This window comes from Enterovirga aerilata (assembly GCF_013044135.1).
Classification (GTDB): domain Bacteria; phylum Pseudomonadota; class Alphaproteobacteria; order Rhizobiales; family Beijerinckiaceae; genus Enterovirga; species Enterovirga aerilata.
The window spans coordinates 912779-925416 of sequence record NZ_JABEPP010000002.1; the positions used below are offsets into that span (position 1 = coordinate 912779).

The 12638-nt window shown below is 70.6% G+C and carries 13 protein-coding genes; 5 read left to right on the forward strand and 8 right to left on the reverse strand.

What is annotated here, in order from left to right; genetic code table 11:
* The first annotated feature begins 91 nt into the window (after positions 1 to 91).
* Positions 92 to 1171: a hypothetical protein gene (locus HJG44_RS09745; protein ID WP_171218116.1), complete on the forward strand. Its 1080-nt coding sequence runs from the start codon at positions 92 to 94 to the stop codon at positions 1169 to 1171.
* Here the strand turns inward: HJG44_RS09745 and HJG44_RS09750 are convergent.
* The 3 genes from HJG44_RS09750 to HJG44_RS09760 are packed head-to-tail and all read right to left on the reverse strand — an operon-like array spanning position 1080 to position 3885.
* A complete protein-coding gene (locus tag HJG44_RS09750; protein WP_171218117.1) occupies positions 1080 to 1433 on the reverse strand; it encodes a DUF1491 family protein in 354 nt (117 codons plus the stop codon). The genes HJG44_RS09745 and HJG44_RS09750 overlap by 92 nt on opposite strands.
* A gap of 14 nt (positions 1434 to 1447) precedes the next feature.
* A complete protein-coding gene (locus tag HJG44_RS24195) occupies positions 1448 to 2104 on the reverse strand; it encodes a peptidoglycan-binding protein (protein ID WP_171218118.1) in 657 nt (218 codons plus the stop codon).
* Positions 2101 to 3885, reverse strand: a complete 1785-nt coding sequence (locus HJG44_RS09760) for a sensor histidine kinase (protein WP_171218119.1) — start codon at positions 3883 to 3885, stop codon at positions 2101 to 2103. Before HJG44_RS09760 ends, HJG44_RS24195 begins: the two co-directional genes overlap by 4 nt.
* A gap of 680 nt (positions 3886 to 4565) precedes the next feature.
* On the opposite strand from HJG44_RS09760, the gene HJG44_RS09765 reads away from it, so the two are divergent.
* Positions 4566 to 4997 (forward strand): SufE family protein, encoded by a 432-nt coding sequence (locus HJG44_RS09765; protein ID WP_171218120.1) that lies wholly within the window; start codon positions 4566 to 4568, stop codon positions 4995 to 4997.
* Positions 4998 to 5142: 145 nt separating this feature from the next.
* Here HJG44_RS09765 and HJG44_RS09770 read toward each other — a convergent pair whose 3' ends face one another.
* The 3 genes from HJG44_RS09770 to HJG44_RS09780 all read right to left on the reverse strand — a co-directional run bounded on the left by HJG44_RS09770 (position 5143) and on the right by HJG44_RS09780 (position 6992).
* Positions 5143 to 5532: a helix-turn-helix domain-containing protein gene (locus tag HJG44_RS09770; RefSeq protein ID WP_171218121.1), complete on the reverse strand. Its 390-nt coding sequence runs from the start codon at positions 5530 to 5532 to the stop codon at positions 5143 to 5145.
* A 74-nt stretch (positions 5533 to 5606) separates the two neighbouring features.
* Positions 5607 to 6008 (reverse strand): type II toxin-antitoxin system RelE/ParE family toxin, encoded by a 402-nt coding sequence (locus HJG44_RS09775; RefSeq protein WP_171218122.1) that lies wholly within the window; start codon positions 6006 to 6008, stop codon positions 5607 to 5609.
* Positions 6009 to 6146: 138 nt separating this feature from the next.
* Positions 6147 to 6992, reverse strand: a complete 846-nt coding sequence (locus HJG44_RS09780; protein ID WP_171218123.1) for a DUF6456 domain-containing protein — start codon at positions 6990 to 6992, stop codon at positions 6147 to 6149.
* 174 nt (positions 6993 to 7166) lie between these two features.
* Between HJG44_RS09780 and HJG44_RS09785 the strand changes: the two genes are divergently transcribed.
* Positions 7167 to 9275, forward strand: coding sequence for a S9 family peptidase (locus HJG44_RS09785; RefSeq protein WP_346767128.1), 2109 nt, complete (start codon positions 7167 to 7169; stop codon positions 9273 to 9275).
* On the opposite strand, the gene HJG44_RS09790 is transcribed toward HJG44_RS09785, so the two are convergent.
* The gene (locus HJG44_RS09790; RefSeq protein ID WP_174873182.1) at positions 9239 to 9847 is read right to left on the reverse strand and encodes a hypothetical protein; all 609 of its coding nucleotides are present in this window, start codon (positions 9845 to 9847) and stop codon (positions 9239 to 9241) included. The genes HJG44_RS09785 and HJG44_RS09790 overlap by 37 nt on opposite strands.
* A 159-nt stretch (positions 9848 to 10006) precedes the next feature.
* Between HJG44_RS09790 and HJG44_RS09795 the strand changes: the two genes are divergently transcribed.
* The gene (locus HJG44_RS09795) at positions 10007 to 10606 is read left to right on the forward strand and encodes a superoxide dismutase (protein ID WP_171218124.1); all 600 of its coding nucleotides are present in this window, start codon (positions 10007 to 10009) and stop codon (positions 10604 to 10606) included.
* Positions 10607 to 10630: 24 nt separating this feature from the next.
* Here HJG44_RS09795 and HJG44_RS09800 read toward each other — a convergent pair whose 3' ends face one another.
* The gene (locus HJG44_RS09800; RefSeq protein WP_246736123.1) at positions 10631 to 11542 is read right to left on the reverse strand and encodes a ChbG/HpnK family deacetylase; all 912 of its coding nucleotides are present in this window, start codon (positions 11540 to 11542) and stop codon (positions 10631 to 10633) included.
* Here HJG44_RS09800 and HJG44_RS09805 point away from each other — a divergent pair.
* A complete protein-coding gene (locus tag HJG44_RS09805; RefSeq protein ID WP_171218126.1) occupies positions 11541 to 12530 on the forward strand; it encodes a glycosyltransferase family 2 protein in 990 nt (329 codons plus the stop codon). The two genes, HJG44_RS09800 and HJG44_RS09805, sit on opposite strands and share 2 nt — an antisense overlap.
* Positions 12531 to 12638: the final 108 nt, after the last annotated feature.

Below are 12638 nucleotides of genomic sequence, written 5' to 3' on the forward strand. Positions count from 1 at the left end.
CCAGAGGCAAGCCGGTGTGGGCACGCACGCGATGGTTAGGGGCTCGGTAAGGTTGCCGAAGCTATAAATCTCGCGCGCCGCCGAACCGTAGATGTCGAGCTTTCCACCTCCCGACCTCGCGGGCCTCGCGATGCTCGCGCGCAACGGCGACCGCGAGCTCCGCCCGGTCCTGCTCAAGCTCCACACACGCGAGTTCGTGGCGGCCGCGCTGCGCGACCGCCGCGCGGTCGCGACCTACGAGGCGCTGGCGCTGGGCCTGATCCCGCTCGTCCCCGATGACGTGATCGCGGATGTCTCCGCCATGCTGCAGCGGGTGCCCGAGGCGCCCGCGCGCGTGATCGACCTTCTGGCCGCGCGGCGCCGGGCCCGGTCCGAGCCCGATCCGCGCGAGCGCGCGGCGGCGGCAACGCTGAGCCAGGCGGAGAGCGCCGATCTGCTGGCACTCGGCGATCCGGCGATCGATCTCGCGCTCGCCCGGAACCGGAACGCGGCCATCGACGCGCATGGGCGGCGCGAGCTGGTCGCGCGGGCCGCCGCCGACCGGGCGCTGGCCGATGCGCTGCTCGCCAGGCCGGACCTCTCGGCCTGGGAACGGGGCGCGCTCTTCCGCTTCGTGCGCGACAGGGCCGAGCGCGACCGCATCCGCGAGGAGCTGGAGCGCGCGGCCGCCGCCTCCGCGCCGAACCTGCCCGCCCTCTCGGCCTGGCGCCGCGCCCGCATCCTCCGGGCGGCCGCCAAGGCGGACCTGCCGGAGCTCTTCGGCGAGCTTGCGCGGGCGCTCGGGCTCGGCGAGGCCCCGCCCTGGAACCTCGACGATCCGGCAGAAGCGGAGCTGTTCGGGCTTGCGCTCGTCGCGGCGGGGCTCGCGATCGAGGATTGCATGCGCGTGCTGCTCACGGCCGATCCGCGCATCTCGGCTTCCGTCCCGGCCGTGTTCCGGCTGCGCCAGGTCTGCCGCACGACATCGCGTGCGGCAGCGTGGCAGCTTCTCGCGGCCAGGGAGCTGCCCCGAAAGCCCGCCCGCGCGACCGGCGCCGCCGATCCGCGCGGCAGGAAGGCCGAGGGTGCGCCCGGCGCCGTTACGGAGCGGGCTCGCCCGTCACCGGCGTCACGAGCGAGCGCCCCTGCCGGTCATCGATCCCGATCCACCACAGGTCCGGATCGAACCTGATCTCGCGCCGCATCCGCTCCTCGATCTCGAGCGGCGGGCGCTCGGAGAGGACGACCGCGAACAGGCGGTCGACCTCGCCGTCCGGCACCCAGACCTGCGGCGCGGGACCGAGCAGGTCGGCGCGGCCGTCGAGCCGGTCGACCGAAATGAAAATGGAGCCCGCCTCGTCGGCGCCGCGGCGGCGCAGCACCGCATCCACGCCCTCCAGGGCGCAGCGCCTCAGATGCGCCGAGACCCAGAAATCGGAGCGGATGCGGCTCACGCGGGCGGCCGCGCCTATTCGATCTGCGTGCCGGAGGCGGCCGCGAGCTGGCGGGTGGTGCGGATGCCGAGGCCGCCCGTGACGGGCAGCTTGTTGTCGCGCTCGAAGCGTTCCAGCGCCTGGCGCGTCGTCGCACCGAGATAGCCGTCGGCCTTGAGCGGGCCGTAGCCGAGCTTGGCGAGGGCCTTCTGCACCGAGATCACGCGCGGATCCGGTTTCGCCTCGGCCGGGCGCGGCGCGCCCGGCTCGCCGCCGCGGATGAGGTTGCCGATCGGATCGGCCCCCGGAGCCGCCACCTTCACGGCCGGAACGGACGACGCCGCAGGTGCCGCGGCGAGCGAGCCGACGGTCGCGGGATCGGGCCGCGGCACGGGCATTGGCACCGCAGCGGGTGCAGCCGCCGGAGCGGCTTCGGCACGGCGCGGCGCCTCGGCCTGGACGGCGGGCTTCGGCTTGAAGAGCGGCGCCGGATGGCGGTTCGCCTGATGGAGCGCATTCCATCCGACCGCGCCGGTGGTGCCCAGGATGGCGGTCGCGGCCAGCACGAGCCCCGGGCGATTCCCGACGAAGCGCAGCGCGGGGGCGAGAACGCGGCCGAGGCGGGACGGTCCGGGCCCGGGCTGTCGCGCAGCCGCCCTTCCCTGCCCCATCCTCCCTCGGTCCTGTCTCACGCGCTTCTCCTCTCGGCCGGCCGGGCCGGGATGCGGGCCGTCGTCTGCACGGCGACCGGACGGATCTGGCGCGTCTCGACCTGTCCGGCAAGCGGGAGCGTGATGGTGACCACCGTTCCGGCGCCGGGCCCGCTCTCGATCGCCATCGTCCCATGGTGCAGGCCCACGAGGCCGCGCACCACCGAGAGGCCGAGCCCGGTTCCCTCGTGCGGCCGGCGATGCAGGTCGCCCGCCTGGAAGAAGGGATCGCCGAGGCGCGGCAGATCGGCCTCGCGGATGCCGATCCCGTCATCGGCGACCGAGAGCACGACGCGGTCGCCGTCGCGCCGGACGGACAGGGTCACCGCGCCGCCGGCAGGCGTGAACTTCACGGCGTTCGACAGGAGGTTGATCAGGATCTGCCGGCAGGCGCGACGGTCGGCGACGAGCTCCGGCAGGTCGGGTGCGATCTGCCGCTCGAGCCGCACCTGCCCCTCCTGGGCCTTGAGCGCCATGAGATCGCAGCAGCCATTCGCCAACTCGCCCAGGTTGAACGGCTCCGGCGCCACGCTGAAATTCCCCGATTCGATCTTCGACATGTCGAGGAGCGTGTTCACCACCTCGAGCAGGTGGTGGCCGGAGTTCTTGATGATCGTGGCGTATTCCTTCCGCCGCTCCTCGGCCATCACGAAGGGGTGGTCGGCCGAGAGGAGCTCGGAGAAGCCGATGATCGCGTTGAGGGGCGTCCTGAGCTCGTGGCTGACCGTCGCCAGGAAGCGGCCCTTCATCTCGGCCGCCTGGACGGCCTCGAGCCGCGCCGCTTCCAGTTCCTCGGCATGGGTCCGGTCCGCCGAGGCGTCCCGGGTCACGGCGACGACGGGCGCCCGGTCCTCGGCGCGCTTGGCCGCATGCGCCCGCATCTCCACCCAGACGAGCCGCGCGGGGCCGCGCTCGGGCGTGACCACGAGGCGGAACTGCGTCGTGACCGGGCCGAGCCCCGAGGCCGCGTCGCTCAGCGCCTTCAGATAGGCCGGACGATCCGGGATATGGACCTGCGCGAACAGGCCGGTGCCGAGCAGGGCGGGCGCGGGCCGGCGGGTCAGGGCCATCGCGGCCCCCGAGGCGCTCACCACGTCGCCTTGCCGGTCGTGGAAGGTGACGAGATCGCCCAGCGCCTCGCGCAGGCGGGATTCCTCCTCACCGGCCTCGACCGGCGCAGGAGCCGCGTCCGGGGCCGGGCGCACGAAGCGCAGCCCGCCTTCCAGCATGGTCCCGGCGATCAGAAAGAGCAGCGCGATGCCCGCCGGCGCGGCCTGCGGCTGGACCGAGAGCGCGGCTCCGGCGCCGCCGGCGAGCAGAAGGCAGGCGAGAGCCGAGACGAGGCCGGCCGCCAGCGCGTTGCGCCGCTCGCCGGCCGCGAGCGCCTCGAGCGGCTGGGCGGCGAGCCAGATCGCGGCAGGCCAGGCGAGCGCCCCGCCGCCGGAGAAGACGCAGGAGACGAGCGCGGCGATGCCGGCGGCCGCAACCGCGTAGGCGAGATCGAGCCGGCGCGTCTGCGCGGCAAGATAGGCGGCCCCGAGCGGCGCCACGAGGCCCAGGGCCAGCACCGCATCCACCGCGGACGAGGTGCCGCGCCAGGCGAGATACGGCGACAGGCAGGCGAGCCCGAGCCCGCCTGCGACGAGGCGGGTCGCGGCGAACTCGTTCACCCGGCGCCCGTCGGGGATGCTGGCCTCCGCAAGGACCGGCGTGGCGCGACCAAGCGCCAGGCCTGCTGCGGAGCTCGACTCGATGCTGCTCAAACCGTCCGCGCGTTGGCCGCGCCCTCTCGCTCCCATGGCCCGACAATGCGCCGGCGAACTTAAATGAAAGCTAAGGACAGAGGGCGAATCGAACCCTCGCCCGCTCGGCCGCAGGCGCTTAACCGCCCATTAATCCTGACGGGCGGCGAGTGTCGGAACGTCACACTTCTTGAACTTCGCCACAAGATTCTGATGTCCTTTGATCAGGTACTTGGGCGATGTTCAGGGTAGTGGGCAGTCTTGCCATCATAACAGCGATGTGCGTGCTTTCGCCCGAGCGCGATTCCCGGCACGACTCGGCTGCGACTCGCTCCTGGCCGCCCGCTTCGCTCTCCGCGAGCCTCGACGTCCTCACCGGCCGCGGAGAAGCGGAGGACGCCGGGGTGCCGGACGGAGCGGCCCTCGCCGCGGCCGCCGCCGGGACGGCTCTTCGCGCCGCCGCCGCGGCCGGACCGGGGAGCCTGCGCGGGACCGCCTCGTCCGCGACGGCCGCGCCGCTCGAGATGCCTCCGCTCCGGCGCTGAGCTGCCGGGAGAAGTCCCGGCCCTTCTTCTCCACGGGCCGGCGCATCAGCGCGATCTGACATCCGGCCCAAGGAGAGCGCGATCACGGCCGGCCGGCGAGCCTCGCCTCGGCCGCGGCCGCTCTCTATATGACATCCGAGCCTGCAGCCGCCGCCCATGCTTCCCGCCCCCGACGAGATCGTCACCAATTTCGAGCTTCTCGAGGACCCGACCGAGCAGTTCGAGTACCTCATCGAGCTCGGCCGCCTGCTGCCGCCGATGCCGGAGGAGCTGCATACGGACGAGAAGCTCGTGCCCGGCTGCCAGAGCAGGGTCTGGCTCGACATGCGGACGAGCGGCGCGGGCGAGAACGCGGTCCTGACGATCGCGGCCGACAGCGACGCCCATATCACGAAGGGCCTCGTGGCCTTCCTGGTGGCGCTCTATTCCGGCCAGCCGGCCCGCCGCATCCTGCAGACCGACGCCCTGAAGCTCTTCCGCGACCTGGGTCTCGGCCAGCACATCACGAGCAAGCGCTCCAACGGCCTGCGCTCGATGGTGGACCGGATCCGGGGCGAGGCCGCGCGGGTCGCAGCGGCAGCTGTGTGACGGAACAGGTACCTGTCCTTCGAAAGGAAAGGCATATTTTCTGTCGGCAGCAGACAATGGCCGTTCTTCAGCAAGAAACGCCGCCGGCTTGCCGGCCGACGGCTCTCTCTCTGTGTGTGTGTGCCGAACAGAAAAGGGTTGACGATCAGGCAGGCTCGCGCACGCTCAGCTTTAGCTGGCCGCGTCGCTCGGACGCGTTCCGTTTGACGGTGATTTCGACATCCCCGCCGAGCGCGCGTGTGAAGCCGAGCAGACGCTCCAGCGAATAGCCACCTGTGCGGCCGCGCAGGAGTTTGGACACGTCCGGCTGGCTGATGCCCATGAGGCGCGCAGCCGCCGTTTGCGACAGCCCACGTCGCGCGATCTCGTCCATGATCCCCATGACGAGATCGGCCTTCAGGCTTTCCTCTGTGGGATCATCGAAGCCGAGATCGGCATAGACGTTGCCGCTGCTACGAGTGGCCATGTCATCGGTGTTCGCCACAACGGAAGCGATGTCCGCGGATCCGGCGAAACGGGTGAGATGGTCAGCCATGATCTGTCTACCTGGTGTGTGGTGCCCCTTTCCCGATCGGGAAAGGGACGAACTCGGGATACGCGATACCGGCCTCAACCGGTGTCCTTTGCCGCATGGTGCTCGGCGTAGTGCCGCTTCGCCTCGGCTAGCCGATCCTTGATCAGATCGATGTCCTTGCGGGAGGTAGCGACACCCTTCGTAGATTTCTTCTGAAAAGCGTGGAGAACGTAGACCACCCCGGCGAACTTGGCCGCGTAGGCCGTCCGGTAGGTGTTTCCGTCGTCGTCCTCGACGATCTCCAGAACTGCCGCGCCCCTGAAGTCCTTCTCGCTCCTCAGGGGCTTTGCCGAGGCCGGTTTGCGTCCCTTCTGAGCGAGGCGGAGGGCGAACCCAACCTCCCGCTTAACCTCAGGTGGGAAGTCCGACACCGTCTGTTTCGTCCGGCCGAGCCAGACGAGCTCGCTGTCGGGTACCTGCGAAGGTGGATCACTCATGTTGCCCACCCATGTGTGCCATTCCTTTATGGCAAAACCACCATAGATCGAAGCGGCTTCGTGAGCAATGGCAGTTTTGCCATAATGGGTCGAGTTCAGGGGGGAGACGTATCTCGGGAGAGCCTGTCCCGAACCATGTTAGGCTGCGCTCTCCTCCGCGGCCCAGCTCCGCACGCCGCGGGACTGCGCCGGGCCGCGCGCCTCGGTCTCCAGCCCGTAATGCTCGGCGAGACGCCGCAGCGCGAGCCGGACCACGACCTTCGCGGAGCGGGGCGGCCACCGCCGCTCGCGCTCGATCGTCTCGAGCCCCTTCAGGAAGCCGCAGAGGTCGAGGAGGAGATCGGCGAAATCCTGGCCGACCGCGGCAAGGGCGTTCCGCACCCGCTGGCGCGCCGCGACGACCGCATCGGCCGCCGCCGCGGGATCGCGCGGGCCGGCACCGCCCGAGCCGATGGAGCCCTCCCAGCGCGCCGTGATCGAGGGCAGGAGCCCTCCGAAGGTCAGGTCGCGCCGCAGCCGCTCGCCCGCCTCGTGGCAGGCCGCATCGATCAGCGGCTTTCCGTCGCGATCCCTGCGCCGGCGCAGCCAGTCGAGCGGGCTCTCGGCCGCATTGAGCGCGACCTTGGCCGGCCCGGTCTCGTCCGTGATCGTGGCCGTCTCGATCTCGGCGTGCTGCTGCTGGAACGCGCTCTCGGCCCGCGGCGCCTCGCCGCGCCGGAGATGCCGGCGGCCCGTCTCCGAGATCACCACCGCCCGCCCCGCCTCCCCTCGGGTCACGAGGTCGTGCGCCTGCAGCTCGCGGCAGACCTTCTCCTCCACGCATCCGCGTCCGATCGAGATGCCGTGCCGCGCGCCGCGCAGGATCAGCATCCCCTCGCGCGACGGATCGGGGATCGCGCTCGCTCCCGGCTCGGCGAGCGCGGCGAGCAGGCGACGGGCCGCCTTCGACAGGGTCGCGGAATTGGACACGGCATTTATGTTCATGATACGTTCCTTGAGCGGCTTGGGCGTGAGACCTCGGTCACGGCGCCCATTTAATAAGTATTTTTTCCTATATTCTGTCAAGAGGCGCCGGCCGTTCCGTTGCTAACGGCTCCGCTCGCCCCTATGCGCTGGGCCGTGAAGCGGCCGTCCCGCCGCCCGCCTGGAGTTCCCGCCGTGGCCGACGCGTCCTGGACCGCGCCCTTCCCCGACCTCGCCCCGCCGCTCGCTGAGAGGTGGCCGCACCGCTTCGAGCTCTTCGGGCAGGAGATCCAGGACGACTATGCCTGGCTCAAGGCCGAGAACTGGCGCGAGGTCCTGAAGGACGGCAGCGCCCTCCCGCTCGCCATCCGGGAGCATCTGGAGCGCGAGAACGCCTACACGGACGCGATGCTCGCCGATCTCGGGCCGCTGCGGGAGAGGCTCGTCCGCGAGATGCGCGGCCGCATCAAGGAGGACGACGACACCGTCCCGCAGCCGGACGGGCCCTACGCCTATTTCACCCGCTACCGCGAGGGCGGCCAGCACCCGCTCATCTGCCGCGAGCCACGCGAGGGCGGCGAGGCCGAGATCCTGCTCGACGGCGACAAGGAGGGCGAGGACCTCGCCTATTTCGACCTCCAGGACGCGGTCCATTCACCGGATCACCGGCTGCTCGCCTGGAGCGCGGACGTCGCCGGATCGGAGCTCTACACGATCCGCGTCCGCGACCTCGGGACGGGCGAGGACCTCGCCGACGAGGTCAGGCGGACCTCCGGCGAGGTGATCTGGTGCCTGGATTCGCGGACCTTCTACTACGTCGAGGTCGACGAGAATCACCGGCCCGCGCGCGTCCGCCGCCACCGCCTCGGCAGGCCGCAATCCGAAGACGAGCTGATCTACGAGGAGACGGAGGTCGGCTGGTTCATCGATATCGACCAGACCACGTCCGGCGCCTTCGTGGTCGTCAGCATCAGCGACCACGAGACCTCCGAGGTGTGGCTTCTGGACCGGGCGGACCCGGAGGCGGAGCGCCGCCTCGTCGCCGCCCGCACCCCGCTCGTCATCTACGACGTCGAGCATCACGGGCTCGACCTGATCATCCGCACCAACGCCGACGGCGCCGAGGACTTCAAGCTCGTCGTCGCACCCCTCGCCGATCCGCGGCGCGAGAACTGGCGCGATCTCGTGCCCTACCGGCAGGGCGTCATGGTGCTCTACCAGGTGGCGCTCGCCCGCCACCTCGTCCGGCTGGAGAGGCAGGACGCGAACCCTCGCATCGTCGTGCGCGAGATGTGGACGGGCGCCGAGCACGCCATCGCCTTCCCCGAGGAGGCCTATTCGCTCGGGCTCGATGCCGGCTACGAGTTCGACACGGACACGATCCGGTTCGGCTACTCGTCGATGACGACGCCGAACGAGACCTACGACTACAACCTGCGCACCCGCGAGCGCGTGCTGCGCAAGCGCCAGGAGATCCCGAGCGGCTTCGATTCGGCCCTCTACGTCACGCGCCGGCTCTTCGGCACGGCGGAGGATGGCGAGACCGTGCCGATCTCCCTGGTCCACCGGCGCGACCTGAAGCTCGACGGGACCGCGCCCTGCCTCCTCTACGGCTACGGCTCCTACGGCTCCTCCGTATCGGCCTCGTTCCGGACGAACCTCCTGTCGCTGGTCGACCGGGGCTTCGTCTATGCGATCGCCCATGTCCGGGGCGGCACGGAGAAGGGCTGGCGCTGGTACCTCGACGGAAAGCGCGAGAAGAAGACCAACACCTTCAAGGACTTCGTCGCCAGCGCCGAGGCGCTCGTCGCGGCCGGCTATACGGGCCGCAAGCGCCTGGTCGCGCTCGGCGGCTCGGCCGGAGGCATGCTGATGGGCGCGGTCGCGAACATGGCGGGCGACCTCTTCGCCGGCATCGTCGCGGAGGTGCCCTTCGTCGACGTGCTCAACACGATGCTCGACGGCGACCTGCCGCTCACGCCGCCCGAATGGCCGGAATGGGGCAATCCCCGCCAGGACGAGGCCGCCTTCCGGACGATCCTGCCCTACTCGCCCTACGACAATGTCCGGCCGCAGCCCTATCCGGCGATCCTGGCGCTCGGCGGACTGACCGATCCGCGCGTGACCTACTGGGAGCCCGCCAAATGGGTCGCCAAGCTCCGCGCGACCATGACGGATGGCGGGCCGGTCCTGCTGCGCATCAACATGGATGCCGGCCACGGCGGAGCCGCCGGCCGCTTCGACCGGCTGGAGGAGGTGGCGCTGATCTACGCCTTCGCGCTCAAGGCGGTCGGCTTGGCCTGAGCCGGCGCCGAGGAAGCCGGGATCTTCCCCGGCTCGTCCGGCGCGCCGGCCCGCATCGTGCCGGTCATCATGAAGGCCTTGAACTCGTCCATGGAGGCGAAACGGTGCTCGCCGGAGGGCGTCTCGGCCCGGATCGAGCCGTCCGCATACATCACGTAGGAATTTCCGCCCGCCTGGTAGGTGCCGACGATCGCGGCGGATCGCGGCGCTCCGCCCGGGGCCAGCCCCTCGCCTGAAGCAGCCGCGCCTGCGGGCTCGCTTTCCTTGTCCTGCACCTGCGGAGCGGCGGCGGGCTCGGGCTGCGGCGCAACGCTCGCCGGCTCCGCCTCGAGCGTCACCGGACGGAAGGTCCCGAAGGTGCCGGCGAGCCGCTTGGTCGCCCTCTCGATCCGCTTCAGCCGCCGGAGCGCGGCCGCGAGCCCGAGCAGGAGCGCGCCGGCCGAGAAGCTGACCGTCCCCGAGACGACCATCGTCCAGCCGCGCTCGATGCCCACGAAGAGCGAGCCGGAATAGATGGCGGCGAGGCCGGAGACCATCATGGCGATGCCCAGCAGGGCCAGGAACACGCTCATCTCACGCTCGCGCCACGCTCGCCGAACGGCGAGGCGCCGACGGTCTCCACCTCGTTGCCGGATCAAGCTTGACGTTTCGCCGTTGCCGCGCGCCGCCTGCGGTCATAGATGCCCTCGCGAAGGTCCGGCCGAACCCTTCCGGACCCGAGGAGATCCAAGATGACGTTCAGCTTGCCCGATCTGCCCTACGCGTATGACGCGCTCCAGCCGTACATGTCCAAGGAGACCCTCGAGTTCCACCACGACAAGCACCACAAGGCCTATGTCGACACCGGGAACAACCTCCTGAAGGGCTCCGAGCTGGAAGGGAAGAGCGTGGAGGAGGTTGTCAAAGGGAGCTACGGCAAGAATCAGGCGCTCTTCAACAATGCCGGCCAGCACTACAACCACATCCATTTCTGGCAGTGGATGAAGCCGAACGGCGGCGGCGCGATCCCCGGCGCGCTCGAGAAGCGCATCAACGACGAGCTCGGCGGCGTCGAGAAGTTCAAGGCCGACTTCATCCAGGCGGGCGTCACGCAGTTCGGCTCCGGCTGGGCCTGGCTCGCGGTGAAGAACGGCAAGCTCGAGATCATGAAGACGCCGAACGGCGAGAACCCGCTCGTGCACGGCGCGCACCCGATCCTCGGCGTCGACGTGTGGGAGCACTCCTACTACATCGATTACCGCAACCGCCGGCCCGACTATCTGAAGGCCTTCATCGAGAACCTGGTGAACTGGGAGCATGTCGAGGAGATGCTCTCCAAGGCGCCCGCGTAAATCCCGCCCCGAGCCCGCCCCGGTTCAGGCCGGGGCGGGCACGAGCTCGATCCGGCGCTCGGCCAGGAGACGCCCGAAAGCGGGCGAGCGGAGATAATCCAGCTCCCGCCGCCGCGCCTCGACGACCTCGTCCAGCCCCTCGGCCGCGCCGATCTCGCCCGGGTGGCACATCACGAGATGCGCCGGCCCGGCGGCCACCAGACAGGCCGCGAAATCCCTGTGGAGATCGCGCGCGGGATCGAACGGGCTGAAGCCGGAAAAGCCCCGATTGGTCCGGAAGCCGGCCATGCCTGCCTGGGCGCCGAAGCCGCGCGACAGGGCCGCCACAAGCAGCGCCTTCGGGGCCGCCACCCGGCGCCGGATGATGGCGGACGGCCGGTCCGCCGGATCCCGCAGCCAGAGCCGGCCGGCGAGGCCGCGCGCCGCGAGCACCCCGAGAACCGCCTGCCTGATCCCGGGCAGCGCGTGGACGTGCTGATGGCCGTCGACGAAATCCGGCTCGCGCCCGGTCGCCTGCCGGAAGGCATCGAGCTGCCGCCCGATCTCGTCGGCGACCTCGCCGAGCGGCAGGCGCCCGCTCAAGGAGCCCTCGACGACGGCGCGGAGCCCTGGAAGCCGGCCGCCCGGAGCGAGCTGCGGCATGGCCCCGAGCGGCCCACCCCAGGTCAGCGTGAGGTGCAGGCCGGTCCCGATCCGGCCGGCCAAGGGGTCGAGCCGCTTCGCGAGTTCGGGCCAGCCCGGCGCATTGGTCATCGCGCTCGTCGCCGAGATGCGGCCCATCTGCGCGAGCGCCAGGATGCCGCGGCTCACGCCCTCGTTCATGGCGTAGTCATCGGCGCACAGAACAATCGTCCGGACTGCCATCCCGGTCACACCCCCAAGGCCGATCGCCCGCGAGAGGCACGCGCGGCCGAACGCATACAGCCTGACCCCCATGAACGAGCCCAGAACCGACCCCGAGATCAGCGTGGTCGTCCCGATCTTCCGCGAGGCGGAGAGCGTCGGACCGCTCTGCCGCCGTCTCGTCCCGGTCCTGGAGCGCGTCGCGAGCTCGTTCGAGATCCTCTTCGTCGACGACGGCTCGACGGACGACACGCTGCTCGCCATCCGGGCCGAGAACGCGCGAGACCCGCGCATCAAGGCGGTCTCGTTCAGCCGCAATTTCGGCAAGGAGATCGCCATCGCGGCCGGGCTCGACCATGCGCGCGGCAGGGCCGTCGTCATCATGGATGCCGACCTGCAGCACCCGCCCGAGACGATCGAGGCCTTCGTGGCCAAGTGGCGCGAAGGCTATGTCATGGTCTACGGCCAGCGCACGGACCGGGCCGGCGAGAGCCCGGTGAAGCGCGGCTTCACGCAGGCCTTCTACCGCCTCTTCGCGCGGTTCGGCGAGACCGAGCTGCCTGAGGGCGCGGGCGATTTCCGGCTCATCGACCGCAAGGGCGTCGAGGTCCTGCGCAGCCTCGGCGAGCGGGCCCGCTTCTCCAAGGGCCTCTATGCCTGGATCGGCTTCCCGTCGGTCGGCGTGCCCTTCGTCGTGGAGGAGCGCCAGTTCGGGACGACCAAGTGGAGCTTCCGCAAGCTCTTCCGCTTCGCCTTCGACGGCATCACGTCCTTCTCGACCGTGCCGCTGCGGGTCTGGACCTATCTGGGCGGGCTGATCTCGCTCCTGTCCATCGCGGCCGCCATCTATTTCGCCGTCCGGACGCTGCTCTTCGGCTCCGACGTTCCGGGCTATCCGTCCCTCATCGTGTCGGTGACGTTCTTCTCCGGCATCCAGCTCATGTCGCTCGGGATGATCGGCGAATATGTCGGGCGCATCTTCGCCGAGGTGAAGCGCCGGCCGCTCTATGTCGTGGCCGATACGGTCGGCGGGTCCGGCGAAGCTTCCCCGGTCGCCGAGGCGCGGCTCGCCGCCATATAGGCCGGCCCGGGACGGTCGGACGGCAGGCATCCGGGGCGCCGGCCGGAAACCGCCCGCGGCGCCATGCGTTTGCCGCCGGAGGCCGGGGCGCCGCCCCGCCGAAACTCC